This is a genomic window from Flavobacterium sp. SLB02 (assembly GCF_009664855.1).
Taxonomy (GTDB): Bacteria; Bacteroidota; Bacteroidia; order Flavobacteriales; family Flavobacteriaceae; genus Flavobacterium.
In genome coordinates this window covers 5,664,573-5,691,485 of the sequence record NZ_CP045928.1, presented here as the reverse complement: position 1 = coordinate 5,691,485, position 26,913 = coordinate 5,664,573, and the positions used below count along the sequence as shown (strand labels likewise).

Here is a 26,913-nt window from a genome sequence, read left to right as displayed (position 1 = left end):
AAAGCCTACAGTTTAACCCAACAACTACGAGGTATTTACAACAATCATAACAATAAACATATTGCGATGACCAAACTGGCACATTGGTACAGGAATGTAGAGGACTCAGGGTTTAAAAATTTTAATACTCTTTTAAATACTATAACGGTTAATTACCAATCAATCTTAAACTATTTTAATAATAGAAGTACTAATGCTTCTGCTGAATCATTCAATGCTAAAGTAAAAGCGTTCAGAAGTCAATTTAGAGATGTGCGTAAAGTAGATTTCTTATTATTCAGATTATCTAATCTTTTTGCCTAATCCCCAAACTTTGCGTTTGATCCATATTTGATCCACTTTTGAAATCATCCATTTTTCAAAAGCCCATGAATACTGGGTTTGTGTCATATAAAAAAAGCCTCTACATTGCTGTAAAGGCTTTTTGTGGTCCCACCTGGGCTCGAACCAGGGACCACCTGATTATGAGTCAGGTGCTCTAACCAGCTGAGCTATAGGACCGGTTTGAGGATGCAATATTACTACTATTTTTAATTCACTCCAAATATTTTGGGATATGATTTCTAATTAATTTTAAATAATAGCGAGTCCTTTTAGAACACAATTGATTTTCAACCTTTTATTTCACATCTTTAGAAGACATTTTTTTATCTAATTTCCTGACAAAGCTCTACCAAAACCCCATTTGTGTTTTTTGGATGCAAAAAAACTACTAATTTATTATCGGCTCCTTTCTTCGGAACTTCATTTATCAAGACAAAACCTTCGCTTTTTAGGCGAATAATTTCAGCATGGATATCTTCAACATCAAAAGCGATGTGATGAATACCCTCTCCTTTTTTTTCTAAAAACTTAGCAATTGGACTTTGCGGATTTGTTGCCATTAAAAGCTCAATTTTATTGGTTCCGGTTTGAAAAAAAGACGTCAGGACTCCTTCGCTCTCAACTGCCTCTTCTTTATACGACGGAACGCCTAATAATTTTTCGAACAAAACATTAGCATCATCCATATTTTTTACTGCAATTCCGATATGTTCAATTTTATTTACCATCTTAAATATAATTTACTGATTAATATAAGTATTAAAATAACCACATTCGGCGATTACATCCTGATAGTATTTTGTGTCTGAATAATCTCTTTTCAAAGCTTTAAAACCACTCCAGGCTATAAAATTAATTTTATCATCATTTGCTTCCCACCAGTTTTTCAGATCATTATACTTATTATTATAATAGTCGTTACGCTCGCATTTTGCCAGCATATAAATACATTTTGCTTTTTGTTCTTTTGTAGTCGCCGCTTCAAAAGCTTTTTGATAATACATTTTAGGAACATCACAATTGGTAATCATTTTTTTCATTGAATCTCTAAAAGAATACGGATTCGAACCATAACCTACAATACTGATTTCATAAAAAGTTCTGCCGTTCCCAAAATGTGTGATGTTATAAAACGCATTCCCTAACAATAAACTGTTCGTATAAACATCTTCTTTTTGTGCCAGTTTATCCTGCATTGCTTTTATAGTATTCAAAAATTCAAGTTGTGTATATTTCTTTTTTTGATAAGCCGAGTGATCACAATCGTGACAATCTTTAATATTTCCGTTAAACGGATTTCCTAAAAAAGTATAATACTGAACTGAATCTGCTTGCTGAATATATGTAATTGCTTCGGGAATTTTATTTTTGAATGTTGCCTGAACTGCCTGAAAATTATTAATATCTTTCAATTTTAGATAATAAATCCTAGCTCCAATTTTCTCGATTTCAGTTTTATTTGGCTTAGCCAAAAATCCTTTCATATCTAACAAATTCTTTTCGTTATCATAAAAGGCATTTCCACCTCCCCAATAATACAAATTAGAATGAGAATCACCACCAAACAATTCTACCATTACAGGATTTGCTTTCGCTCTATATAATGTAGCCAAATAATTCTTACTCCATTGCGCCGCATTTTGATAACGGAATTCTTGCCCTTTATACGTTTTTGGAAGTTCCTGATACAACCAATTCAAATCGGCCAGGATTGTTTTTTCATTTTTATCAGTAAGTTTATCTATTTTACTCATGTTATTTACAAAACGAAGCAAACGCAATTGATAATTTGCCAATTCAGTCTTCGGCATTGTTTTTTCCGCTTTATTCAAATTGTTGTCTGCGGCAGTATAATCCCCTTTTAAGGTTTGCAGATATCCTAATGAAATATCCCATAAATATGGTTTTTCAGTATTTCCGGCAGCGGCAATTTTAGACACTAAATCGAACGCTTTAGTATTCATTTTAGCTTTATTTGCTTCTCTGTTTTCTGCAACTGTTTGTTTAACAACAGGCGAATTATAATCGTCAGTATTTGTTTTTACCTCAAACGAATTATTTATTGCTTGTTCCTGATTGTTCACTAATCGGGTTAGTAAAAAGTTTAAGTGTTCACTTTTAGAATCTAATTCATAAATTTTTCCGATAGCCTGGGTTTCATCTTTATAATATCCGTGAATTGCCCAAAGTGCTGCTTTTTCTTTATTATTTTTTGCCATTGCCAAAGACTTGTTCCAATCGGCATCATTTTGCGGACGGAAGCTATAAGCTGTAACAACTCTCAATTCAGGACATTTATCAAATACCTGTGCATATAAATAATTGGAAGTCGAATATTTTTTCTGCTGGTAATTTATTCCCGCCACATATGACAGCGCACGATAATACAAAGTATTTTTCACTACCGAAGCTTCGGTTTTATTAAAAAACTCAATTGCTTTTTTCTTGTTGCTGCTATAAAAATAAGCCTTCATAGTAAGAAACCAATACCTGTTTTTCAAGAACGAATCTGAAGTTGTATTATAAACATTCTCTATAGACTGAATCATTTTGAGATCATTAAAAGTTTTTGCCACAACGGGATCATAACTCCAATAATCAGTATTTATCGAAACTGTTTCTATTTTTTGTGCCAAATACAAAAACTCGACAAAACTCTTCACTTTGGCATCTTTTAAAGCAATCTTTTTACCCCATTTTAATGACGTCTGATTCTCTTTTTTATTTTTAAAGAAAACATGAAGTTGTGCAATATCTGTCTTGTTTTGTGGTGCTTTTTTCTCAGAAGAATATCTTGTCGTTTCTTCGCCAATTAAAAAATAATTTACAGTTGTAGTATCGACTTTTCCTTTTAGGTAATTCGACCAATCTGATTTTATATTTTCATTGAAACGCGAGTTATGCTCGGTATCAAAACCAATTCCGTAAAAAATAGCACCTGATAAAAAAAGTGGCGAATATGATTTATCAGTAAATGTTTCAGGCGTGAAGTTTGAATTATAACCAAAGAAATCCCAGTCATCGCCACCTCCACAAGCATAAATTATTCCGTATACAGAAAGTAAAGCAGCACTAGAAACAAGAAATAACTTGCTTAAAAATATTCTTTTCATAGTTTTTAATATTGAATTCGTCTAAATCGTAAAATATAATTTCTCTTGGGCGCTGAACTACATTATCATCTAGTTCATCTGCCATTTCTTTTAAATCTTCTGAGGAAATTGCTTCTATTTTAAGCAAATCATTTTCTTCATAAAAAACGCCATTTTTATAATTTGATTTTTTTACCTTAAAAAAAACAGCATCAAGTTTCTCAAAATTAATATCTTTCTGAAGCTCGTTTGCATTTAGTTTGGAACGTAATCCGATCACTTTTTGATTCCTGATATGAACTCCCCAAGAATAAATTGGCAAAGCAAAATCAAGATGCAGTGGATATTTTTTTAAACTCTTCAAATATTTTCCTGCGGTTTCTTGGCTGTAAATAGAATTTTCAGCATCCGGTGCAATTGTACCCATATTATAATACATCAAAACTCCCGAATCGACATTTGGAATTTTTGTTTTCTTAAAATATTTTACCTGATGCAGACGAATTGTTGCCGAAAGTTTTTTCTTCGAGAGTTTTTTAAATTGTTCTATAAATTTAAGATAATTGTCTTTACTTTTTAATGTCCAATCACAATCGATTTGAATTTCCTGATAAGCAATTTTATTCTTAGCATTAATTTCTTCGACCAAATGAACGGTCTTTTGAGCCAGATCATCAATATCGAGATTAGGCAGTGACATGACTTTGTTTTGAATAAAAACTACAGGAACAACATTAAAACCATTGATGTTTTCCTGAAACCGGACGGGACTTATAGGGATTGGTTCTTTAGATTCAGGATACAGACCTATATCAAAATAGCGAATATAAAGCTTACTCACATCATTACCCTTCAAGACTTCTTTCTCGGTTTCAGATAATTTAAAGATGGTTTTCCAATAATAAAAAGCTACGATTGGCTTTTCATTTTTACCACAAGAAATTAGCAAAAGGAATACTAAACCAACGAAAAATCTTTTTGTCAAAACCTGGAAAAATTATATTTGAAATCAAAAGTAAGAAATTATATCGTGGCGATGATTTCAAATTCAAAAAAAATAGAGAAACAAATGAAAGCTGTAAATCCTAATAAATGGATAAAAAATTTCAATTAAAGCAAATATAATCGTTATTTTGTGCAATCAAATTCAGAAAACATTATGTTGAAAAACAACTTCAGATATATTTCATTTTTACTGGTATTTTTAATGTTGAGTTGCGCCAAACGAGGCAGCATTACCGGTGGATTAAAAGATACTCTTGCTCCGGTTTTAAAATATAGTTCTCCAAAAAACATGACTACTAATTTTGAAGGCAATGAAATCATTTTAGGATTTGATGAATACGTAAAGCTTAAAAACCTGAACAAGCAGCTTATTATTTCGCCTCCTATGAAGCATGAGCCGCTTATCTTGCCTACCAATGCAAGTAAAGTTATTACGATAAAAATAAAAGACACTTTACAACCCAACACAACTTACAGTTTTAACTTCGGGCAAAGTATTGCCGACAATAACGAAGGGAATGCCATCAATCAGTTCAAATATATTTTCTCTACAGGACCTTATATTGACTCACTATCTATTAGCGGACAAATAAAAGATGCTTACGAAAAAAACGTAGACAATTTTGTATCTGTAATGCTTTATGAGGTAAATGACACTTTTAAGGATTCTTTAATTTACAAACAAAGCCCTAGATATATCACAAATACTCTGGACAGTTTGAGAACTTTTAAATTAGAAAATTTAAAGGCCGGGAAATATTTATTAGTAGCATTAAAAGACAAAGGCAGCAACAACAGATACAATCCGAAAGATGATAAAATTGGATTCCTTAAACATTATATCACAGTACCAAATGACACTGTATTTGAATTAGAATTATTTAAGGAAGTATTGCCCCTAAAAACATTCAAACCAATTCAGGCATCAGGAAACAGATTATATCTTCCTTATGAAGGAAAACAGGATTTTAAAACTTCTAAACCTAAAATTGTTCTTAAACACGGCAATGACGTTCTAGAAACAATCGTAACCGCTTTTCCTAAAAAAGATTCCCTGCAAGTTTGGTACAAGCCGATAAAAGCGGATTCATTATCAATGGAAGTAAGCAGAGAAAACTTTAATAAAAAGTTCTCTTTTAAAGTAAAAGATCAAAAGAAAGATACTTTGAACATTACGGCATTGCAAAACGGAGTGATTAATTTCAGAGATCGTTTTACATTAGAATCTTCAACACCGTTGGTGAAATTTGACAAATCAAAAATGAGATTAGTCAATAAAGACTCTGTGGCTGTAGACTTTACGACAGAATACGATGAATTTGAACAAAAATTATATGTCGACTTTAAAAAAGAACCAGTCGAAAAATACAATGTTACCTTTTTCCCTGGTGCTTTGACTGATTTCTACGAAAAAACCAACGATACTCTGGCTTATAAATTAACCACAAAAGAACACTCTGATTACGGAAATCTTGTTTTGAATTTGCAAAACGTAAAACGCTTTCCTATAATAGTTGAGGCTACTAATGCAAAAGGAGATGTTGTGTATGCAAGTGATTACTCCGAAGGCAAAACCAAAATGGAATTTAATTTAATGGTTCCCGATAAATTCACCATTCGAATTATATACGACGACAATAAAAACAAAAAGTACGATTCAGGAAACTTTTTGAATAAAACCTACGCAGAAGAAGTCTTTTACTATCAAACAGAAGTTGACGTAAGAACGAATTGGGATGTTGACCAGGCAATTGATTTAAGCGTTCCTTTTAGTCCTGAAGTAGAAAAAAAGAAAATCGAGAAAAAGAAAAAAGAAGACGCCAAAAAGAGAACAGCATTCTAGATTTTAATTTGGAAAATATCTTTATCACTTAAGAAATCAAGTTTTTTTCGAGTTTCCAGCATTGCATTTTTATCTAAATCAACGATAAAAACAGCTTCGGTTTCCTGTGGTTCTAAAATAAAATTCCCCAGAAAATCAACCACTTGCGAATGCCCTACGTGTTCGTAATTGTTTGCGTCCAGTCCTACTCTATTTACACCAACTACATAACTTAAATTCTCGATTGCTCTTGCTTTTAGCAAAGTATCCCAGGCATTGGTACGTACTTTTGGCCAATTGGCCACATATAAAAGCAGGTCATAATTTTCGACATTTCTGGCAAAAACCGGAAACCTTAAGTCGTAACAAACCTGTAAACAAATTTTCCAGTCAAGATATTCTACAATTACTTTCTCTTTTCCGCTTGTGTAAAACTTATCTTCTCCGGCAAGCGAAAACAAATGTCGTTTGTCATAATACTGAATTTCCCCTGACGGAAAAACAAACAACATTCTATTATAATACTTTTCGTTTTCGACAATAATCAAACTTCCCGTAATGGCGAAGTTTTTTTGTTTTGCCAGAGACTGGAGCCACAATACTGTTTCACCCTGCATGCTTTCAGCAACTTCGGGCGCATTCATGGTAAATCCGGTTGAAAACATTTCTGGAAGTACTACCAAATTAACCTCAGCATCGATCTGATTTATTTTCGATTCGAAGCTTTTTCTGTTTTTACAAGCGTCTTCCCAATAAAGGTCTGATTGTATAAGTGCGATTTTCATACTTCAAAAATACGAATTTTAAGATTAAAATTATTTTTTGAAAAAAAGCATTACCTGCAAAATTTTCTCAAAACACCTCGTAAAATCACATATCTTTTGGATATTAAAAATGTTTCACGAAAAAATATTGCAAAAAACATGTACATTTTGCAAAAAATATGCAAATGTGAAAAATAAATTTTTATATTTGATCGCCAATAAAAACCAAAAAAAACATGAAAACCAAAAAAAACATGAAAACCAAAGAATTATGAAAACAAAGCTAATTTCATTAGTGTTTATTGGGGGGATGATCTTCTCAGCAAATGCAAAAGAGGCTGCAATTAAAAAGCACCTTTTTGAACAAAAAAGCAATCAGACAGAAATTTCAGGCCAAGTAGTTGGTCAGGATGACGGAATGCCAATTGCCGGAGCAACAATTTATGCAAAGGGCAATAATAAAATAGCTACCATAACTGACGAAACCGGAAAATTCAAACTAAATGTTCCGGAAAACGAAACTCACATCATCGTTACTTACATGGGTTATGCCTCTTTAGAATATAAATTAGACAATAAACAAGATTTAGTTATAAGCTTAAAACCAGCCGAAAATGTTTTAGATCAGGTTTTGGTAACGGCATTGGGAGTCAAAAAAAGCAGTAAATCTGTAGCATATGCAGTAACAGAACTAAAAGGAACTGAATTTACAAAAGCGAAAGAAACCAATATCGCAAATGCATTAGTAGGTAAAATTGCCGGTGTAAACGTGAGCAGCACCGCAACTGGCCCTAACGGTTCGAGCAGGGTTGTAATAAGAGGTAACGGATCATTAAACGGAAATAACCAGCCGATGTATGTGGTCAACGATTTGCCTATAGACAATACCCAACTAAACTTGCCTGGAATTGGAAACGGACCTGGATCTACCAGAATAAATGTTGACCGAGGTGACGGAACATCAGTAATTAATGCTGATGATATTAAAACCATTACCGTTTTGAAAGGTGGGACGGCCGCTGCATTATACGGTGCAAATGCTGCGAATGGGGTTATTTTAATACAAACCAAAAGAGGATCTGCGCAAAAAGGAATTGGAGTAGATTATAATACTTCATTTACTTTCGAAACTCCATCGATCATACCTGATTGGCAATATGAATACGGTTCAGGAGCAAACGGAAAAAAACCAACAACACAAGCGGAAGCTGTTGCTGCCGGACGTTGGTCCTGGGGTGCTAAATTGGACGGAACAGATGTCGTTCAGTTTGACGGAGTTGCAAGGCCTTATGTAGCTCAAAAAAATAATATCAAGAATTTCTACGAAACAGGAACTACATTCATTAACTCCCTGGCTTTATCAGGAGGAAATGAAAAAGCAACCGGACGTCTTTCTTTTTCGAACATGGACAATCAGGGTGTTGTGCCAAATTCTGATTTTAATCGAAAAAGCATTAACATCGCCAGTAATGTAAACTTAACAAACTGGTTAAAGTTTGATGTTGTAGCTCAATATAATTTAGAGAAATCAAATAACAGAGTTACGGTTTCTGATGCTGAAGCAAATCCAAACTGGGGAACTTACATGATTGCTAATAGTGTTGACATTAGAAATCTTGCTCCGGGATATGATGCAAATGGCGTAGAAGAGGCATGGAATCCTGTTGCGGTGGCTACCAACCCGTATTTTGTAGTTAACAAAATAAAAAACAATGATACTAAAAATCGTTTTATCGGAATGTTGAATGTAAAACTAAACTTTACACCAGAATTATTCCTTCAAGGTAGAATTGGCCAGGATTTTACAGATTATCAGTTCTTTGGATACATCCCAAAAACAACTTTAAACAATCCGATTGGTTACGCACAAGGTTCAAGAGTTAAAATATCCAACCTGAATTCTGAAGCTATTTTAAATTATACCAAGAAAAACATCTATAATAATTTCTCTTTAAATGCTTTAATTGGGGTAAACTCCCGTACTAATTTAAGAGACGAAACCAGATTTGAAGGTTCAAACTTTGTATTAGATGATTTTTATGCGATAAGCAATTTATCTACTCTTACTTATAGCTATCCTTACGGAAAAACCAAAACAAATTCGGTTTATGCTGCAGCAGATTTAGATTATAAAAACATCGTGTTTTTGAACATTACAGGCCGTCAGGATTGGTTCTCTACACTTTCAAAAGATAACAATACAGTATTTTATCCTTCTATTGGAACGAGTATCATTGTTTCAGACATTGTAAAAATGCCGGAATTTATTTCATTTGCCAAACTAAGAACTTCATGGGCTCAGGTTGGTGGAGCAACACCGGATCCTTATGCATTGAACCAATCGTATTCGATGATTCAGGGCGGGCACAATGGTCAGCAATTACAAGGACCAACAAGTTCAAGAGTTCCTAATTCAACTTTAAGTCCGTTGACCTCTACCACATTTGAAATTGGAACCGATTTAGGATTTTTCAATAATCGCTTAAATCTTGATTTTGCTTACTACAACCGCGCCACAACAAATGACATTGTAGAAACTACCATTTCAAACGCTTCAGGATCAAGCACTGCTTTATTGAATCTAGGAAAAATGAGAAACAAAGGGGTTGAAGTTTTATTGAGTGGAAAAATCATCAATTCTGAAAATTTCTCATGGGATGCAAGTTTCAACGGATCTTACAATCAAAACACCGTTGAAGCACTTACAGATCAGTTGAACTCTATTACAATGGCAACATCTGTAAACGGATATGTAACCATAACGAGTGATGTTGGTCGTCCTTACAGTATCATCAAAGGATACAAACCTCGTGTAGATGCAAAAGGAAATACTGTTTATAATGTAAGCGGAGGTTCTGCAACGATAGCACAAGGTCCGCTTGAAGAATTAGGTCAGGGAGTTCATCCTTGGGCAGCAGGAATCAGCAATGAATTCAAATACAAAAACATCTCATTCAGCTTTTTGATAGATGGTAAATTTGGAGGAAGCTTATATTCAGGGACTGATTTATACGGAACTCGTATGGGATTAACAAAATTAACGCTTGAAGGCCGTGAGAACGGATTACCAATAAAAGGGGTTGATACCAACGGAAATCCTGTTGATATGGTGATTGCTCCAGAAAACTTAAGAACGTATTACGACGGTTTAAGAAACATTTCGTCAACGTTTGTTTATGATGCAAGTTTTGTAAAATTAAGACAAATCATTCTGGGGTACGATTTACCTATTCAAAACATCAAAGGATTATCAAAACTTCAGGGAGCTTCTATTTCATTTATCGCACGAAACTTATTCATTCTTTACAAGAAAACACCAAACGTAGATCCGGAATCTGTATTTAGCGCAGGAAATGCTCAGGGTGTAGAACAATTTGGAGTACCAAAAACCAGAAGTTTCGGTTTAAGTTTAAATGTTAAATTTTAAACTCACTTAGTTGCTAATTTTTAAATTAAAAGACATGAAAAAGTTTACCATATTATATATTGCAGGAATACTTTTAGGAAGTATGGCTTCCTGTACTGATGATTTTGAAGAAATCAATACTAACCCCAATTCTGTTGACAAACCAAACCCGAATTTCGTTTTTAGTAAAGCACAACTTGACGGTTTAAACAACAATTACTTCTTTACCAATATTCTCGAATGTGGCGGAATGATTCAACATTATGCTACTTACAAAGAAGCTTCGGGTGTGGGTGACAAATATTTAAGCAATGAAGTTTACTTTTCAGCTTATTTCAATCAATTGTATCCAACTGCTTTAAACGAAACTGAAATTGTAATTAATGCCTTAAAAGCAAATCCTAATGACAGCAACAAACTTAATATTGCCAGAATCTGGAGAGCTTATTTATACCATAGAACTACAGATTTATATGGAGACATTCCATATTCAGATGCTGCGAGAGCAATTAGCACACAAGTTTTTCTTCCAAAATATGATTCTCAGGAATTCATCTACAAAGATTTACTAAAAGAACTGGATGAAGCTGCAACTGCATTAGATCCTGCGAAACCAAGTTTTGGCAAAGCCGATTTTATTTATGATGGAGATGTCGCAAAATGGAAAAAATTCTCTTACTCTCTAATGCTTCGTTTAGGATTGAGATTAAGCAAAGTTGATCCTGCATTATCAAAAACCTGGGTAACCAAAGCCATTGCCGGAGGAGTTATCCTTAACGGAATTGATAATGCCATTATGAAATATACTGACGGACCAAATGATTTCAACAGAAACCCGGTTGGTTTCGATGCCAGAAGACAAGATTTTACAGCAGGATCGTATGGTCAAAAAAATGTTGAAGGAGGAAAACTAGCCCAAACATTCATCGATTTATTAAAAGATACTGCCGATCCGAGAATTAGTGTCTATTCAGGAGTTTGGCAGGGAACGGTTCAAAACACCACTCTTGCAGTTCAAAAAGGTTTTCCTAACGGAACAAAAATAGCACCAACACCTGTTGAACAAGCCACTTATTCTGAACCTAACCAAAGCACAATTCTTAAATTTGATGCGCCACTTGTACTTTTAAGCAATGCAGAAACAAATTTATATTTAGCCGAAGCTGCTGCAAGAGGTTGGTATACAGGGGAAACTGATAAAGATCTATACGAAAAAGGAGTTAAAGCATCTTTCCTGAACATGGGAATTTATGGTGCCAGTTATGCTATCCCGGATGCAACTGCTTATTTAACGCTTAACCCATATAATGCAGCAGGATCATTTGAAGCTAAAATGAATCAAATTCATACACAGATTTACGTAGCATTATTTGTAGACGAGCAAGAAGTTTATGCCAACTGGAGAAGAACAGGATATCCTGTTTTAGTTCCTGTAAACTTTCCCGGTAACGTTACAAACGGCACAATTCCAAGACGTTTGAAATACTCCACCAGCGAATATTCAGTGAATTCAATTAACTTAGCAGAAGCGGTTAAACGTCAGGGCGAGGATAGTTTTACAACCAGAATCTGGTGGGATAAACAATAATACAAATCAAGAGTTGAAATGTGCCTTTAGGCACTTAATATTGGTAATTATAAAGTTTCAAATTCATTGGCGTGCCGCAGGTACGCAACAAAACAATAACTATTACGTACCTACGGCACGCCATACATTGAGATTCATTTTTTACCAATATTAAGTGCCTAACGGCACAAATTAAGACTCTTAATACAAAAGATAAATGAGCATTTTAATTCTTACGGCATGCATTGCGTTTTTAATCATTCAGATAGCTTGGCTTAAAATCAATCCGTTTATTGCCTTTATCATAACAGCTTTATTAGCCGGCCTTTTTTTAGGTCTGCCAATAGCTACTTTGTCTCAAACCGTACAAAAAGGTTTAGGCGAAATGTTAGGATCTATTACTCTGATTATCGTTTTCGGAACCTGTATTGGTAAACTTACCGTTTCATCAGGCGCCGCCAATGTCATTGCCAAAACTGTTATGGGATGGACGGGCAAAAAATACGTTCGCCTTGGCTTAATGATTACCGGATTTATTGTTGGGATACCGCTATTTTATAGTGTTGGATTTGTTTTGTTAGTTCCATTAATCTTCTCAGTAGCCCATCAATTCAAACTGTCAAAAGTATATCTGGGAATCCCAATGCTGGCATCGCTTTCAGTAGCACACGGTTTTTTGCCGCCACATCCGTCTCCAATGGCTTTAAGCAGTATTTTAAAAGCTGATATTGGACTAGTTTTAGTCTACGGAATCATCATTGCGATTCCAACAATTTTTATTGCGGGTTTGTTATTTTCGAATTTATTAAAAAACATCAAAACCGAATCGGATCATGAAATCCTGAATGTCGAAGAAATAGCTAACGAAGGCAAACAACCTAGTTTTTCTCTTAGTTTATTCTCCGCCTTATTTCCGGTTTTTGGCTTAACGCTGACATCGATATTACCTATGATTTCACAAAATGAAACAGTAGCAAATATTTGCAAAACAGTTGGAGAACCAAGTATGATTATGCTGATTTCTTTATTGATTTGTACCTATACATTAGGAATCAGAATGAACAGAAGCATCACATCAGTAATGGATGATTATGCCGTTGCGATAAAAGATGTGGCTCTTATTGTTCTAATTGTTGGTGGAGCCGGAGGTTTAAAAGAAGTAATGATCGTAAGCGGCGTAAACGAAACTATAGTAGTAACTTTAACACAAATTAACATTCATCCATATTTATTGGCCTGGATGATGGCGGCAATCATACGCGTTTGTGTTGGTTCTGCTACAGCAGCCGGATTAATGACTGCCAGCGTTTTATTACCTTTACTACAAACCACCGGACTCGACCCTAACTTATTGGTTTTATCCGTAGGAGCCGGAAGTTTAATGTGTTCTCACGTAAACGATCCAAGCTTCTGGATGTTCAAAGAATATTTTAATATCAGCCTAAAAGACACGTTCAAATCATGGACCGTCATGGAATCTCTAGTATCTGTTTTAGGAATCATTTTCGTTTTTATTTTAAACTCTATAATACATTAATACCATGAATTTATTACCACAAGAAAAATTTGAAACACTTGGTTTGTCTCTTCCGCCGGCGCCTCAGCCATTAGGAATATATAAACCCTATTTAGTTGATGGTAAATATTTATACCTTTCAGGTCACGGGCCTGTTAACGACGACAAATCCCTAATCATTGGCCGAATTGGCGATGACATGGATATCGAAGAAGGAAAATTAGCAGCAAGACAAGTCGGTTTAACCATGCTATCTACAATTGTAACCAATTTCGGGAGCCTGAATAAAGTAAAACGTGTTATAAAAGTTTTAGGAATGGTGAATTGTAATGGCGAATTCTTGAGACATCCGTATGTAATAAACGGTTGCAGTGAATTGTTTGCCGAAGTTTGGGGACAAGAAAACGGAATTGGCGTAAGAAGCGCCGTAGGAATGGGTTCTTTACCAGACAATATTCCTGTTGAAGTTGAAGCTGTTTTCGAATTATTTTAGATTAAAGAATTTAGCCCACAGATTTTACAGATTAAACAGGTTTGCACAGATTTATTTTTTTGCCACGAATTTCACGAATTAGCACGAATTATTTTTACGCATCGAATTAGTGAAAATTCGTGAAATTGGTGGCGACAATAAACTATAACAAAATTTTCAAACACATAGAAACATAGATTTTACTTGAATACTAGAAGTAAGTAAAAAAGCTAGCTTTTACACATAGCCATGTTTGTTAATGCAAGTGAAACGCCTTTTATACGATTTCAAAAACTATGTCTCTATGTGTTAAAAAAAATTAAGCGCTACATTTAAAAATCATTTTAATCCATATAATCTGTGGCAAAAAACAAAAAATATGAATACAACACCACAAACTAGAATTGCAACTTTTGGAGAATTATTACTTCGAATGAGCGTTGCAGATGGAAACCGATTTACGCAAGCCAATGAAATAAAAATTCATGTTGGCGGTGCCGAAGCAAATGTTTGTGTTTTACTTTCCCAACTCGGGATTCAAACCGATTATATTACACGATTACCCGAAAATGATTTGGCTCAACTGGCTTTAAACGAACTTCAAAAATACAAAGTCAATACTTCAAAATGTGTGTATGGCGGAGAACGTTTGGGATTGTATTTTGTAGAAGCCGGAAATCAAATCAGGCAATCGCAGGTTATTTATGATAGAAGTAATTCTTCGTTCGCAACTATCGAAAAAGATCAAATTAATTGGGATTTGGCTTTCGCCGATGTTATGCATTTTCATTGGTCAGGAATAAGTCCCGGAGTTTCTGAAGAAGCAGGTTTAGTTTGTAAAGAAGCGATTTTGGCAGCACACAAAAAAGGTTTGCCTATTTCTTCTGATTTTAACTTTCGATCAAAATTATGGCAGTACGGAAAACATCCATCTGAAATTATGCCTGATTTGCTTCAATACAGCACGATTACAGTGGCTGATTTAGACGCGATTGAAATTTATTTCGGAATCAAAACCGATAAAAACGAATCAGATGAAAATCGCTTTCAGAAAACATTCGAATTATTAAAAGTAAAAATGCCTTATCTAAAAACACTGGCAATGAGTTTTAGAAAATCAAATGGACCGGCACATTTATACAAGGGATTACTGATTCATGAAGGTAATTTTAACCAAACACAAGAACACAAAATACATGTTATAACAGACCAAATTGGTTCCGGAGATGCTTTCAACGCAGGATTATTATACGGATTATCGAATCAATTATCCGGACAGGAATGTATCGAATGGGCAACGGCCTGTGGCGTAATCAAACAGAGTATTCACGGAGATTTTGCTATAACAAATCTCGACGAAATAAGTCATTTTATTAAAAATGGCTCAAGTAATAGAATTAACAGATAAATAAAGAATATGTACAGCATTTTAAAAGCACAAGGCGTACTTCCGTTAGTCACACAAATCAATATTGAAACAGCCCAAATTGTATTGCAATCGGCGGCTGATGCTGGCATAAAAATTATCGAGTTTGCTGCTCGTGCAGATAATGCTAAAGAAGTTTTTACTCAAATGATTGCCTTTAAAAAAGCCAATAATTTAGATGTAAAAATAGCCGTTGGCTCTATTTTAAGTGTCGATGATGCTGAAGCTTTTCATCAGTTGGGAGCAGATTGCATTGTTTGCCCTCACACTGATTTAGAAATTGGGAATTACTGTTTTAAAAATAATATTTACTGGATTCCAGGAGCTGCAACATTAAACGAAATTCTTCATGCTAATAAATTAGGAGCCGAAATCGTAAAACTTTTTCCTGCCGATAAAATTGGCGGTCCTGGATATGTAAAAGCCATTAGAGCACCTTTTCCTAATTTAAAAATAATGCCAACCGGAGGCGTAACGCTCGAAGAAAGCAATTTAAAATCATGGTTCAAATCCGGAGTGGTTTGCGTGGGAATTGGTTCTAATTTATTTTCGAAAGAAATGCTTTTGAATTTAAATTATGAGCAATCATTACAGGCTTTTCAAAGTTTAATTGAAGTTGTAGAAAAAATCAGAAACTAAAGTTATGCAAAACAATTGGTGGAAAATTAATTCCGAAATCCGCATTGACACGCCATTTTTAGCTGTTTACGAAGATCGTATTCAGGCAAATATCGAGCGTTTGATTGAATCAGTAAATGGCGAAACTCAAAAATTAAGACCTCACATCAAGACGCATAAAATTGGTGAGATTTTGGATTTGTTCAAAACCTACAACATCAATAAAATAAAATGTGCCACTATTGCTGAAGCTGAATTGGCTGCCATACATGAAATTCAGGATGTACTTCTCGCCTATCAGCCTGTTGGCGCTAAAAAAGAGAGATGGATTGCCTTGATTCAGAAATATCCCAATGTTGCTTTTTCGACTATTATTGACAATTTAGATTCGGCGAAAGCATTAAATGAAAGTGCCGAGAAAAACAATCTGAAAATTACCATTTATCTCGATTTAAATACCGGAATGAACAGAACTGGAATTTCGGTTTCTAAAAACTGGAAAGGTTTAATCGATGAAATTGTTCTATTAAAAAACATTCATTTTGCAGGAATTCATATTTACGACGGTCATTTAAAAGGAGATTTAGAACATCGGTTTGATACCGCTTCAAATTTATTTTTTAGCATAAATGAAGAAATTCAGGCGATTAATAAAAAAGTGGGTTACGAATTAAAAATTGTCGCCGGCGGATCGAACACTTTTCCGTTTTATGCAACTCAGGAAAACGTAGAATGCAGTCCCGGAACTTTTGTTTTTTGGGATTCTAATTACCAGATTCATTTACCGGAACAGCATTTTGAACCGGCTTTGGTTATCGTTGGAACCATAATTTCAAAACCAACGAGCTCTACTTTTTGTATTGATATAGGATACAAAGCCGTAGCTTCTGAAAACCCGATCGATAAAAGATTAGTTATTCTTAATGATAAAAACCTAATCCCGACGGCACATTCAGAAGAACATTTAATTATAGAAAACAGAGGAAATAACGAGTATGCTATTGGTGATACCATTTATTCCCAGCCGTATCATGTTTGTCCAACTTGCGCCCTTTACGATTCAGTTCAGGTTGTGAATTCGGAACATGAAATTTGCGATCAATGGCTGGTTGTTGCCCGCAGCAGAAAAATTAATATCTAGCAGCAGAAAAAGTAGAATAAAGAAAAAAGAATAGAAAATAGAGCGAAGAAGAAAGAGAATAGACCTCATAATAACACTTGTCTAGAGAACCTCTGAGCCTTTGAACCTTTGTGACTTAAAAAAAATAATATGTTTATAATAGACGCCCATTTAGACCTGAGCATGAATGCGATGGAATGGAATCGAGATTTAAGAAATGACGTACCAACTTTGCGTCATCTCGAAAAAGGAATGACGGACAAACCAGATCGCGAACGCGCAACGGTTTCATTTCCGGATTTACGACGCGGTAATATTGGTATTGTTGTCGCCACTCAAATTGCACGATTTGTAAAACCGGACAGTATTATTCCGGGTTGGAATTCTCCTGAACAAGCCTGGGCACAAACACAAGGTCAGCTTGCGTGGTACAAAGCGATGGAAGAATCCGGAGAAATCACAGCAATTACCGATAAAAAATCATTACTAAAACAAATTGATTTATGGAATGACGGAACGCCAAACGATAAAAAACCAATTGGTTATATTTTGAGCTTGGAAGGCGCAGATTCTATTATTGATGTTTCGTATTTAGAAAAAGCATATAATTACGGATTGCGCGCGATTGGTCCTGCACATTACGGACTCGGACGTTACGCAAACGGAACAGACGCAACCGGAAAAATGAACCAAAACAGTCTTGATTTATTAAAAGAAATGGAGCGTTTGAATATTATTCTGGATGCAACACATTTATGCGATGATGCTTTTTGGCAAGCTTTAGATCATTATCAAGGGCCAGTTTGGGCAAGTCATAACAATTGCAGAAGTCTGGTGGATCACAATCGTCAATATAGCGATGAAATGATTCAAGCGTTAATTTCTCGTGGAGCCGTTATTGGCGGTGCTTTAGATGCCTGGATGTTGGTTCCAAATTGGGAAAGAGGCGTTTCGACACCAAAAGGTACCAATTGCAATCTTGAAACAGTTTTCAAACACATGGATCACATTTGTCAATTGGCCGGAAATGCCAATCATATTGGTGTAGGTTCAGATTTGGATGGCGCTTTTGGTACAGAACAAGGTCCGTATGATTTAGACACCATTGCCGATTTGCAAAAATTGGTTTTGATCTTTAAAAACAACGGCTATTCTGATGAAGATTTAAATAAAATCTTTCACCAAAACTGGATCAATTTCTTAATGAAAAATTGGGATTAAATAAAAACTAAACTTGGAACTGCCTTCTTATACGACTGTAATTTTTCGTCGGTTGGATCAACTTCTGTAACCACATAATTAACCTCGGATAAGTTGGCAATTTTCATTTTTAGAACCGTATCGAGTTTTTCAGAAATAGTCAAAATAGCGGTTTTTTCAGAAGCCTGAATCATCGCTTTTTTTACCTGAACGGTTTCCCAATCAGAATCTGAGAAACCACCTTCGATATCTAAGGCATTGGTACCTAATATTAATAAATCAACTTTAATATTCGCCAATTGATTATAGACATCGCCGCTCACACACATTTGGCTGTAAGATGAAATACTGCCGCCAATCATGATAATTTTAACATTGGGTTTGTCCAGAAGTTCCACCGCAGATAAAACGGTAACAGTAAAAATAGTAAGATTTAAATCATCAGGAATTAAGCGGATGAATTCACGAATAGTAGTTCCGCCGCCAATCAACAAAACCATTCCGTCATGAAGTAAACCTAAGGTTTTTTGCGCAATGATTTGTTTTGATTCGCCTGCATAAGTTTGATTATTAGCCGAAGAATGGTGATAGGCTTTTGTCATCGCACCACCTTTTACCTTAATCAATAAAGATTCTGATTCAAGTTCATTTATATCACGTCTTACCGTATCTTCTGAAACAAATAATTTTGCAGAAAGTGTTTCAAAACTTACACGAGTATGCAAGTTAATCTCCTTTAAAATAAGATTTTTACGTTCTTCCTTAGTGTAATTAACCACTTCATTATCATTACTCATGCAAATTCAATTTTATTGAAGCAAATGTAAACAATAAATGCAATATTATTGCGAAACAAATTATAACACAATGCAATAAAAAAGTTAATTCATCTATTTTAAAGACATTTAAACAAAAAATCATTTTGCAAAAAAAATGCAAACTAATTTACAAACCCTAAATTTGTTTAACAAACCAAAAAAAACAACCATGCAAAAAAGCCTATTCCTCTTTTTAATATTTTGTTTTTCTTTCGGAAATGCTCAAACCTCTTTTGTAAACAATACTATTATTCCTGCTCCCAATTCATACAAAGCAACACGAGATAGTATTCGTTTAAACGGACAGATAAAGTTTACTTTTGAAAAAAACAAATTCAGCGCAAGAGAACTTAAAACCGCTCAAATTTTCGAGTCGGCTATAAACTCGAATACTTCAAACAAAAAAAGCAACATTGAAGTTTTATTCATTACTAAAAACCCGGCTGAATCTTTAAAAAAAGAAGCTTATAAAATTGTTATTACTCCAAAAAAGATTACCGTTACCGGAAGTGAAGAAGGATTATTTTATGCCGTTCAGAGTTTATTACAGCTTTTACCCAACAAACCAAAAAGTCAGGAAATAAAATTGCCTTGTGTGACCATCGAAGACGAGCCCAGATACAACTACCGCGGGCTTCACCTGGATGCTTGCCGTCATTTTTTCTCTGTTGATGTTATAAAAGATTTTATAGCACAAATGGCTAGTTATAAATTAAATAACTTTCATTGGCACTTAACAGACGATCAGGGATGGAGAATTGAGATAAAAAAATATCCAAAACTAACTGAAGTAGGTTCGAAAAGAGCACAAACTTTAGTGGGAAATAAATTTGAAAGATCACCTTATTTTTTTGACGGAAATCCCTACGGAGGATTTTACACTCAGGAAGAAATTAAAGACGTGGTGAAATTTGCAGAAGAACATTATGTGAATATCATTCCCGAAATCGAAATGCCTGGACACGCAACAGCAGCTGTTACCGCTTATCCTAATTTATCTTGTTTTCCCGACCGCCAATATAAAGTGATAGAATATTGGGGTGTTTTTGATGATATTTTCTGCGCAGGAAAAGAAGAAACTTTTACTTTTTTAGAAGATGTCCTGACCGAAGTGATGGATCTATTTCCAAGTAAATACATTCATATTGGTGGAGACGAATGCCCAAAAACAAGATGGAAAGAATGTCCGAATTGTCAAAAGAGAATCAAAGATTTAGGATTGAAAAACGAACACGAATTACAAAGTTACCTCACTACCCGAATCGAAAAATTCCTGAATGCAAACGGAAAACAAATTTTAGGCTGGGACGAAATGCTCGAAGGTGGGCTTGCGCCAAATGCGGCTGTAATGTCATGGCGAGGCGAAGCCGGAGGAATTAGCGCTGCAAGACAAAAACATAATGTAATCATGAATCCGGAACAAGTTTTATATCTGGATTATAACCAGGGATATTCTCCGCAAGAGCCTTTAACAATTGGAAGATTAACCACGGTTGAAAAAATGTACAACTACAATCCAACGCCTGTTGATAGTTTAACCGTTGAGGAACAAAAGTACATTATAGGTGTGCAATCTAATCTTTGGTCTGAATACTTAACAAGTCCGGCGAAGTTAAATTACATGATTTATCCGCGCGTATTTGCTTTGTCCGAAATTGCCTGGACACAACCTCAAAATAAAAATTACAATCATTTTATTTTAAATCAAATTCCATATCATTTAGAAAAACTGGAAGCACAAAAAAGATTGTACAAAGTTCCGAGTCCTTTTGGTTCTAATGAAACAGCTTTTATTACTTCAAAATATGTTTTGGATTTAAAACCAACGATCAAAAACGGACAAATCTTCTACACAATTGATGGATATAATCCAGATGAAACGGCTGAACTTTACACCAAACCGGTAACGATAAATATCCCAAAAGGAGAATTCAGAACCATTAAAACCGTTCAGATTAGTCCAAGCGGAAGACGAAGTTCTATTAGTAAAATATTGATTAAAAATCCGGAATTAAAATCGGCTTTAACCATAAAACCAACTAAGAAAGGTTTGAAATTCGATTATTATATCGGAACATTATTCCAGCAAGTTCAGGATTTAGATTTAGCAAAACCTGTTAATTCAGGCATTTTTGAAGGCGCAATAAGCAGTGAAAAATGGAAGACGAAAACAGAGCGTTATATCGGCTTAAAATTCGATGGATACATCTTTATTCCTGAAACGGCAAATTATACAATTTCGACGCTTTCAGATGACGGATCGAAGATTTTTATCGATAATGAATTAGTTGTGAATAACGACGGAATTCATTGGCTCAACGAAGCGTATGGAGCAGTAAAACTCGAAAAAGGTTTCCACAAAATAAACATTGATTATTTTGATCAGATTGGCGGAACTACTTTAACGTGTTTCATTCAGCAAGAAGGAAAAGAAAAACAAGAAATAAGTGCTTCGCAATTGTATTACGAATAAGACATAAAAAAAGGTTCCGACGATCGGAACCTTTTTTTTATTTAAAACTAAAAGTAATTCAAATTATCCTTTCAAACTTGCAGATAAATACTCACGGTTCATACGCGCGATATTTTCAAGTGAAATTCCTTTTGGACATTCGATTTCACAAGCACCTGTATTTGTACAGTTACCAAAACCTTCTAAATCCATTTGGTGTACCATGTTTAAAACACGATCAACTGCTTCAACTTTACCTTGAGGTAATAATGCATATTGAGACACTTTTGCTCCAACGAACAACATTGCTGATCCGTTTTTACAAGTTGCAACACAAGCACCACAACCAATACAAGCTGCAGCATCAAATGATTTATCTGCATCGTGTTTGTTAATCGGAATTGTATTTGCATCAATTGTATTACCTGAAGTATTTACCGAGATAAATCCTCCTGCATGTTGAATTCTGTCAAAAGAACTTCTGTCAACAACTAAATCTTTAATTACCGGGAAAGCTTTTGCTCTAAATGGCTCGATAAAAATCGTGTCACCATCTTTAAACATACGCATGTGTAACTGACAAGTAGTTACTCCTCTGTCTGGTCCGTGCGCTTCTCCGTTGATGAATAATGAACACATTCCGCAGATTCCTTCACGACAATCGTGGTCAAATGCTACTGGCTCTTCTCCTTTGTTGATCAATTGTTCGTTAAGAACATCAAGCATTTCAAGGAAAGACATATCTGGTTCGATTCCGTCGATTGGGTAATCAACAATTCCCCCTTTATCTTGGGCGTTTTTTTGACGCCATATTTTTAATGTAAGTTTCATTTTGTATAAGTTTTAAGTATCAAAAAGTATATCAACTTTTAAATACTATTTGTAGCTTCTTTGAACTAATTTAATGTTTTCGTAAACCAGAGGTTCTTTGTGTAATACTGCATCGCTTGGTTTTCCTTTGTATTCCCAAGCTGCAACGTATGCAAAGTTTTCGTCATCACGAAGTGCTTCTCCTTCTTCTGTTTGGTATTCTTCACGGAAGTGACCTCCACAAGATTCATTACGGTGTAATGCATCTTTCGCGAACAATTCTCCTAACTCTAAGAAATCGGCAACACGTGTCGCTTTCTCTAATTCCTGATTAAATTCGTTAGCGCTTCCAGGAACTTTTACATCTTTATAAAACTCTTCACGTAAAGCAGCAATTTCTTCGATAGCTTCAGTCAAACCTTTAGCATTACGAGCCATACCTACTTTATCCCACATGATTTTTCCTAATTTCTTATGAAAATAATCTACAGAATGAGTTCCTTTATTATTGATAAATCTGTCGATTTGATCTTTTACTTCTTTTTCTGCTGCTAAGAATTCTGGCAAATCTGTAGAAATTTCTCCCATTTTAATGTCCGGAGCTAAATAATCTCCAATAGTATAAGGTAATACGAAATATCCATCAGCTAAACCTTGCATCAAGGCAGAAGCTCCAAGTCTGTTTGCTCCGTGATCAGAGAAGTTAGATTCTCCAATAGAGAAACATCCAGGAATTGTAGTCATTAAGTTATAATCAACCCATGTTCCACCCATTGTGTAGTGAACCGCAGGGTAAATCATCATTGGTGTTGTATAAGGATCTTCGTCAACGATTTTGTAATACATCTGGAATAAGTTTCCGTATTTACTTTTCACGATTTCAGCTCCTAATTTAGTTACCAAAGCCGCATCGTTTGCATCTAAACCTTTTACGAAAGCTTCTTCTGTTCCGTAACGTTTAATTGCAGCAGCAAAATCTAAGTAAACAGCTTCTCCTGTTTTGTTAACACCAAAGCCAGCATCACATCTTTCTTTTGCAGCACGAGACGCAACGTCACGAGGTACTAAGTTACCAAAAGCAGGATATCTTCTTTCTAAGAAATAATCTCTTTCAGCTTCAGTTAAATCAGTTGCTTTTTTCTTTCCTTCACGGATCGCTTTAGCATCTTCTTGTTTTGCAGGAACCCAAATACGCCCGTCATTACGTAACGACTCAGACATCAAAGTCAGTTTTGACTGGTGATCTCCTGAAACCGGAATACAAGTTGGGTGAATTTGTGTGTAACAAGGATTTGCGAAAAACGCTCCTTTTTTATGAATTTTCCAAGCTGCTGTTGCGTTACTTCCCATAGCATTTGTTGACAAGAAAAATACGTTTCCGTATCCTCCAGAACCAATTACTACCGCGTGAGCAGAATGTCTTTCTATTTCTCCAGTGATTAAGTTACGAGCGATAATACCTCTCGCTTTTCCGTTCACGATTACAATGTCAAGCATTTCGTGACGGTTGTACATTTTTACTTTACCACGACCAATCTGACGGTTCATTGCAGAATAAGCTCCTAACAATAATTGTTGACCCGTTTGTCCTTGTGCGTAAAAAGTACGAGAAACCAAAGTTCCTCCAAAAGAACGGTTATCTAATAATCCACCATATTCACGAGCCAATGGCACCCCTTGAGCCACACACTGGTCGATAATATTAGCAGAAACTTCAGCCAAACGGTGAACGTTTGCCTCACGTGCACGGTAGTCACCTCCTTTTACAGTATCATAAAATAATCTGTAAACTGAGTCACCGTCACCTTTATAATTTTTTGCTGCATTGATACCACCTTGTGCTGCAATAGAGTGCGCACGTCTTGGTGAATCCTGAAAACAAAATGCTTTTACGTTATATCCCTGCTCAGCCAAAGTTGCCGCAGCTGAACCTCCAGCCAAACCTGTACCAACAATGATAATATCTAAATTACGTTTGTTTGCAGGGTTTACTAAATTAATATGATCTTTATAATCTGTCCATTTGTCCGATATTGGGCCGTGTGGAATTTTTGAATCTAATGCCATTATAATTTATATTAATTATTGAAATGATGAAATAATGCGATAATTACGAAAAGTGCCGGTACTACAACTGCAAAACCGTAACCTACTTTACTTAAAAATCTTGAATACTTATTGTGCATCCCCATTGACTGAAGAGATGAACCGAATCCGTGCCAAAGGTGAAAACCTAATAACACAAAAGATATACAATACAATCCTGTACGAATTGGATCATGAAATTTATGCACTAACTCTCCATAATACCTTGTAGCATCTGGCGTAGCACCTGCAATATATTTGTAGTTAACCTCCGGAAACCAGAAATCATAAAAATGCAATCCTAAGAAAGCCAAAATAACCAATCCAGAAATAATCATATTTCTAGAACTCCAGGAAGCATTTGCAGCTCCGTTGTATTTTGCATACGCAATTGGTCTTGCAGCAGTATTTTGAGCAGTCAATACGAATCCCATAACGAAATGGAAGATTACTCCGATTGCCAAAACTGGTTGCATTACATATTGAATCAGCGGATTGTATCCCATAAAGTGAGATGCTTCGTTAAAAACATTTTCACTAATAATAGAAATAAAATTTAAGGAAACATGCAGCGCTAAAAACGTGATTAAGAATATTCCCGAAAGGGCCATAGCCACTTTCTTTAAGATGGAAGCATTCAATAGTGCAGATTGTGCCATAATTGTTTAAGTAGTTTGTTTTAAAAAATTACACAAAAATAACTCAATTAACAAAGAACTACAACCATTTCGCTGTTATTTATAATGATTTTAAAATAGACTACGTAATACGTATTTTTACGTATGAATATTGCTGTATCCCAAATTATTTCATTATAAAACCAACAAAAGTGTCATTTAACCGAATTTTCAGCATAATAACGAGCTTATCGATACATAAAAGTTTATCATATTATTATTTTAAGTAAACTTTTAATTTGTTTTCTTCAAAAGTTACGTCTTACCTAAATTTTATAAGGTTAAAAAAATTGTCATTCCACAACATAATTTTACCTTTATCGGCTTAAAATTTAATAATGAAAACAGGAATTGACGCTATCTCTTTTGATGTAGCCAACATACATTTACCCATAAAAACTTTGGCTGTTGCCAGAAATATTGAACCCGAAAAATTAGAAAAAGGTCTTGGATTAATAAAAATGACTTTACCGGACATTCATCAGGACGCGGTGGTTTTTGGAGCAAACGCTTTGACAAAACTTATTATGGAAAACGAAATAAACTTAAACGAAATTAGCCGGATTTACGTTGGTACCGAAAGCGGAATCGACAGTTCTAAACCTATTAGTTCTTTTTTAATTAGCTTAATGGAACAAAAATTTGGAGAAAATTCTCTGGCAGAATGCGATGTTGTCGATTTTACGTTTGCTTGTATTGGCGGTGTTGATGCTTTGCAAAACTGTATTGACTTTGTAAAATTAAATCCAAATAAAAAAGCAATTGTAGTTACAACAGATTTTGCCAAATATGATTTAAAGTCTACCGGAGAATATACACAAGGCGCGGGAGCTTTGGCAATGCTTGTAACTTCGAACCCTAAAATTATTGCTTTTGATGACAATTGGGCAACAAGCACAAAAGGGGTTTTTGACTTTTTTAAACCTTACAGAACTATCGCAAAAGAAGCGATTACTCAAAATGAAAATAACGATCCATGGTTTGATAATTTAGAAGCCGAAATCGAAATTCATAAAGATCAACCGGTTTTTGATGGTCAATATTCGAATCAGTGTTATATGGATCGTACGAGATCTGCTTACTTTTCGTTTAAGAAATTAAAAAACAAAACCGAAACTTTATACAATACCTGGAACAGCATTATCATGCATCTTCCGTATTCTTTTCAGGGACGCAGAATGTTATCTGAGATTTATGCTTTAGATCACGCTGATAAAATTATTACAGAAAACATTGATCCGGCAGATTATCAAACTAAAATTAAAGAAATTGGAAAATCTGATGAGTACAGAAAGTTTGTAACCGAGAAATTGCAACCTGCTGAATTGGCTTCTTCTTTAATAGGAAATCTTTATACAGGATCTATTTTTATGGGATTGTTATCAACTTTGGCTCATTATTATGATACCAAACAGGAAGTTGCCGGAACTAAATTTGGTTTCCTGGCTTACGGAAGCGGATCGAAATCAAAAGTTTTTGAAGGAACAATTCAAGCGGAATGGCAATCGGCTTTAGCTAAAGTTAAACTTTTTGAGAATCTGGCAGAAAGCACGGAAATTGATTTCAATACTTACGAAAGCCTTCATAAAAAAGAACAAAAACAAAGCATCAGAACTCCTAAAAACGAATGGTTTTTAGATCGAATCGAAAAAGAAATCCCTAATTTGATTGGAGCGAGATATTATAAATGGATTGACTAAATTTTAAATATCAATAAAGAAATTCCAAATTCCAAGTAA

Annotated in this window: 20 protein-coding genes and 1 tRNA gene; 12 read left to right on the top strand and 9 right to left on the bottom strand. The window is 34.9% G+C overall.

Going from position 1 to position 26,913, the window contains the following annotated elements; all coding sequences use genetic code 11:
- A partial coding sequence (locus tag GIY83_RS25015; protein WP_229029149.1) for a transposase occupies positions 1-303 on the top strand: 303 nt, incomplete at its 5' end.
- A gap of 124 nt (positions 304-427) precedes the next feature.
- On the opposite strand, the gene GIY83_RS21605 is transcribed toward GIY83_RS25015, so the two are convergent.
- The 4 genes from GIY83_RS21605 to GIY83_RS21590 all read right to left on the bottom strand — a co-directional run bounded on the left by GIY83_RS21605 (position 428) and on the right by GIY83_RS21590 (position 4,401).
- Positions 428-501, bottom strand: a tRNA-Ile gene (locus GIY83_RS21605).
- A 146-nt stretch (positions 502-647) separates the two neighbouring features.
- Positions 648-1,052, bottom strand: a complete 405-nt coding sequence (gene mce / locus GIY83_RS21600) for a methylmalonyl-CoA epimerase (protein ID WP_194617386.1) — start codon at positions 1,050-1,052, stop codon at positions 648-650.
- A 12-nt stretch (positions 1,053-1,064) separates the two neighbouring features.
- Positions 1,065-3,437 (bottom strand): hypothetical protein, encoded by a 2,373-nt coding sequence (locus GIY83_RS21595; protein WP_208683398.1) that lies wholly within the window; start codon positions 3,435-3,437, stop codon positions 1,065-1,067.
- Positions 3,397-4,401 carry a hypothetical protein gene (locus tag GIY83_RS21590; RefSeq protein WP_208683396.1) on the bottom strand — a complete coding sequence of 335 codons (1,005 nt, stop codon included), beginning with the start codon at positions 4,399-4,401 and terminating at the stop codon, positions 3,397-3,399. The genes GIY83_RS21595 and GIY83_RS21590 overlap by 41 nt, the downstream gene beginning before the upstream one ends.
- A 174-nt stretch (positions 4,402-4,575) precedes the next feature.
- Between GIY83_RS21590 and GIY83_RS21585 the strand changes: the two genes are divergently transcribed.
- Complete coding sequence (locus GIY83_RS21585; RefSeq protein ID WP_194617383.1) at positions 4,576-6,264, top strand: Ig-like domain-containing protein; 1,689 nt, start codon at positions 4,576-4,578, stop codon at positions 6,262-6,264.
- Here GIY83_RS21585 and GIY83_RS21580 read toward each other — a convergent pair.
- Complete coding sequence (locus GIY83_RS21580; RefSeq protein WP_194617382.1) at positions 6,261-7,028, bottom strand: amidohydrolase; 768 nt, start codon at positions 7,026-7,028, stop codon at positions 6,261-6,263. The two genes, GIY83_RS21585 and GIY83_RS21580, sit on opposite strands and share 4 nt — an antisense overlap.
- A 250-nt stretch (positions 7,029-7,278) precedes the next feature.
- On the opposite strand from GIY83_RS21580, the gene GIY83_RS21575 reads away from it, so the two are divergent.
- The 8 genes from GIY83_RS21575 (at position 7,279) to GIY83_RS21540 (ending at position 18,353) form a co-directional block, all read left to right on the top strand.
- Positions 7,279-10,434, top strand: coding sequence for a SusC/RagA family TonB-linked outer membrane protein (locus GIY83_RS21575; RefSeq protein ID WP_194617381.1), 3,156 nt, complete (start codon positions 7,279-7,281; stop codon positions 10,432-10,434).
- A 34-nt stretch (positions 10,435-10,468) separates the two neighbouring features.
- A complete protein-coding gene (locus tag GIY83_RS21570; protein ID WP_194617380.1) occupies positions 10,469-12,001 on the top strand; it encodes a SusD/RagB family nutrient-binding outer membrane lipoprotein in 1,533 nt (510 codons plus the stop codon).
- A 196-nt stretch (positions 12,002-12,197) separates the two neighbouring features.
- The gene (locus GIY83_RS21565; protein ID WP_194617379.1) at positions 12,198-13,517 is read left to right on the top strand and encodes a GntP family permease; all 1,320 of its coding nucleotides are present in this window, start codon (positions 12,198-12,200) and stop codon (positions 13,515-13,517) included.
- A gap of 4 nt (positions 13,518-13,521) precedes the next feature.
- Positions 13,522-13,989 (top strand): RidA family protein, encoded by a 468-nt coding sequence (locus tag GIY83_RS21560; RefSeq protein ID WP_055093883.1) that lies wholly within the window; start codon positions 13,522-13,524, stop codon positions 13,987-13,989.
- A 358-nt stretch (positions 13,990-14,347) separates the two neighbouring features.
- Positions 14,348-15,376 (top strand): sugar kinase, encoded by a 1,029-nt coding sequence (locus GIY83_RS21555; RefSeq protein ID WP_194617378.1) that lies wholly within the window; start codon positions 14,348-14,350, stop codon positions 15,374-15,376.
- 9 nt (positions 15,377-15,385) lie between these two features.
- Positions 15,386-16,033, top strand: coding sequence for an aldolase (locus GIY83_RS21550; RefSeq protein ID WP_194617377.1), 648 nt, complete (start codon positions 15,386-15,388; stop codon positions 16,031-16,033).
- A gap of 4 nt (positions 16,034-16,037) precedes the next feature.
- Positions 16,038-17,153 carry a D-TA family PLP-dependent enzyme gene (locus GIY83_RS21545; protein WP_194617376.1) on the top strand — a complete coding sequence of 372 codons (1,116 nt, stop codon included), beginning with the start codon at positions 16,038-16,040 and terminating at the stop codon, positions 17,151-17,153.
- Positions 17,154-17,282: 129 nt separating this feature from the next.
- The gene (locus GIY83_RS21540; RefSeq protein WP_208683394.1) at positions 17,283-18,353 is read left to right on the top strand and encodes a dipeptidase; all 1,071 of its coding nucleotides are present in this window, start codon (positions 17,283-17,285) and stop codon (positions 18,351-18,353) included.
- Here the strand turns inward: GIY83_RS21540 and GIY83_RS21535 are convergent.
- Complete coding sequence (locus tag GIY83_RS21535) at positions 18,350-19,129, bottom strand: DeoR/GlpR family DNA-binding transcription regulator (protein ID WP_208683392.1); 780 nt, start codon at positions 19,127-19,129, stop codon at positions 18,350-18,352. The genes GIY83_RS21540 and GIY83_RS21535 overlap by 4 nt on opposite strands.
- Before the next feature lie 190 nt (positions 19,130-19,319).
- Between GIY83_RS21535 and GIY83_RS21530 the strand changes: the two genes are divergently transcribed.
- A complete protein-coding gene (locus tag GIY83_RS21530; RefSeq protein ID WP_208683390.1) occupies positions 19,320-21,623 on the top strand; it encodes a family 20 glycosylhydrolase in 2,304 nt (767 codons plus the stop codon).
- Positions 21,624-21,686: 63 nt separating this feature from the next.
- On the opposite strand, the gene GIY83_RS21525 is transcribed toward GIY83_RS21530, so the two are convergent.
- The 3 genes from GIY83_RS21525 to GIY83_RS21515 are packed head-to-tail and all read right to left on the bottom strand — an operon-like array spanning position 21,687 to position 25,156.
- Positions 21,687-22,433 (bottom strand): succinate dehydrogenase/fumarate reductase iron-sulfur subunit, encoded by a 747-nt coding sequence (locus GIY83_RS21525; protein WP_083692564.1) that lies wholly within the window; start codon positions 22,431-22,433, stop codon positions 21,687-21,689.
- A gap of 45 nt (positions 22,434-22,478) precedes the next feature.
- Positions 22,479-24,479, bottom strand: a complete 2,001-nt coding sequence (locus tag GIY83_RS21520; protein WP_194617372.1) for a fumarate reductase/succinate dehydrogenase flavoprotein subunit — start codon at positions 24,477-24,479, stop codon at positions 22,479-22,481.
- Positions 24,480-24,490: 11 nt separating this feature from the next.
- A complete protein-coding gene (locus tag GIY83_RS21515; RefSeq protein ID WP_056248540.1) occupies positions 24,491-25,156 on the bottom strand; it encodes a succinate dehydrogenase cytochrome b subunit in 666 nt (221 codons plus the stop codon).
- Positions 25,157-25,512: 356 nt separating this feature from the next.
- Between GIY83_RS21515 and GIY83_RS21510 the strand changes: the two genes are divergently transcribed.
- Positions 25,513-26,874 (top strand): hydroxymethylglutaryl-CoA synthase family protein, encoded by a 1,362-nt coding sequence (locus GIY83_RS21510; protein ID WP_194617371.1) that lies wholly within the window; start codon positions 25,513-25,515, stop codon positions 26,872-26,874.
- The last annotated feature ends 39 nt before the right edge of the window (positions 26,875-26,913 follow it).

Bases quoted from the DNA above. Each gene is read 5' to 3' on its own strand.
- GIY83_RS21570 (WP_194617380.1), top strand. From the start codon at position 10,469: ATGAAAAAGTTTACCATATTATATATTGCAGGAATACTTTTAGGAAGT.
- mce (WP_194617386.1), bottom strand. From the start codon at position 1,052: ATGGTAAATAAAATTGAACATATCGGAATTGCAGTAAAAAATATGGAT.
- GIY83_RS21530 (WP_208683390.1), top strand. From the start codon at position 19,320: ATGCAAAAAAGCCTATTCCTCTTTTTAATATTTTGTTTTTCTTTCGGA.
- GIY83_RS21555 (WP_194617378.1), top strand. From the start codon at position 14,348: ATGAATACAACACCACAAACTAGAATTGCAACTTTTGGAGAATTATTA.
- GIY83_RS21580 (WP_194617382.1), bottom strand. From the start codon at position 7,028: ATGAAAATCGCACTTATACAATCAGACCTTTATTGGGAAGACGCTTGT.
- GIY83_RS21515 (WP_056248540.1), bottom strand. From the start codon at position 25,156: ATGGCACAATCTGCACTATTGAATGCTTCCATCTTAAAGAAAGTGGCT.
- GIY83_RS21545 (WP_194617376.1), top strand. From the start codon at position 16,038: ATGCAAAACAATTGGTGGAAAATTAATTCCGAAATCCGCATTGACACG.
- GIY83_RS21585 (WP_194617383.1), top strand. From the start codon at position 4,576: ATGTTGAAAAACAACTTCAGATATATTTCATTTTTACTGGTATTTTTA.
- GIY83_RS21575 (WP_194617381.1), top strand. From the start codon at position 7,279: ATGAAAACAAAGCTAATTTCATTAGTGTTTATTGGGGGGATGATCTTC.
- GIY83_RS21595 (WP_208683398.1), bottom strand. From the start codon at position 3,437: ATGAAAAGAATATTTTTAAGCAAGTTATTTCTTGTTTCTAGTGCTGCT.
- GIY83_RS21560 (WP_055093883.1), top strand. From the start codon at position 13,522: ATGAATTTATTACCACAAGAAAAATTTGAAACACTTGGTTTGTCTCTT.
- GIY83_RS21535 (WP_208683392.1), bottom strand. From the start codon at position 19,129: ATGAGTAATGATAATGAAGTGGTTAATTACACTAAGGAAGAACGTAAA.
- GIY83_RS21540 (WP_208683394.1), top strand. From the start codon at position 17,283: ATGTTTATAATAGACGCCCATTTAGACCTGAGCATGAATGCGATGGAA.
- GIY83_RS21510 (WP_194617371.1), top strand. From the start codon at position 25,513: ATGAAAACAGGAATTGACGCTATCTCTTTTGATGTAGCCAACATACAT.
- GIY83_RS21550 (WP_194617377.1), top strand. From the start codon at position 15,386: ATGTACAGCATTTTAAAAGCACAAGGCGTACTTCCGTTAGTCACACAA.
- GIY83_RS21525 (WP_083692564.1), bottom strand. From the start codon at position 22,433: ATGAAACTTACATTAAAAATATGGCGTCAAAAAAACGCCCAAGATAAA.
- GIY83_RS21565 (WP_194617379.1), top strand. From the start codon at position 12,198: ATGAGCATTTTAATTCTTACGGCATGCATTGCGTTTTTAATCATTCAG.
- GIY83_RS21520 (WP_194617372.1), bottom strand. From the start codon at position 24,479: ATGGCATTAGATTCAAAAATTCCACACGGCCCAATATCGGACAAATGG.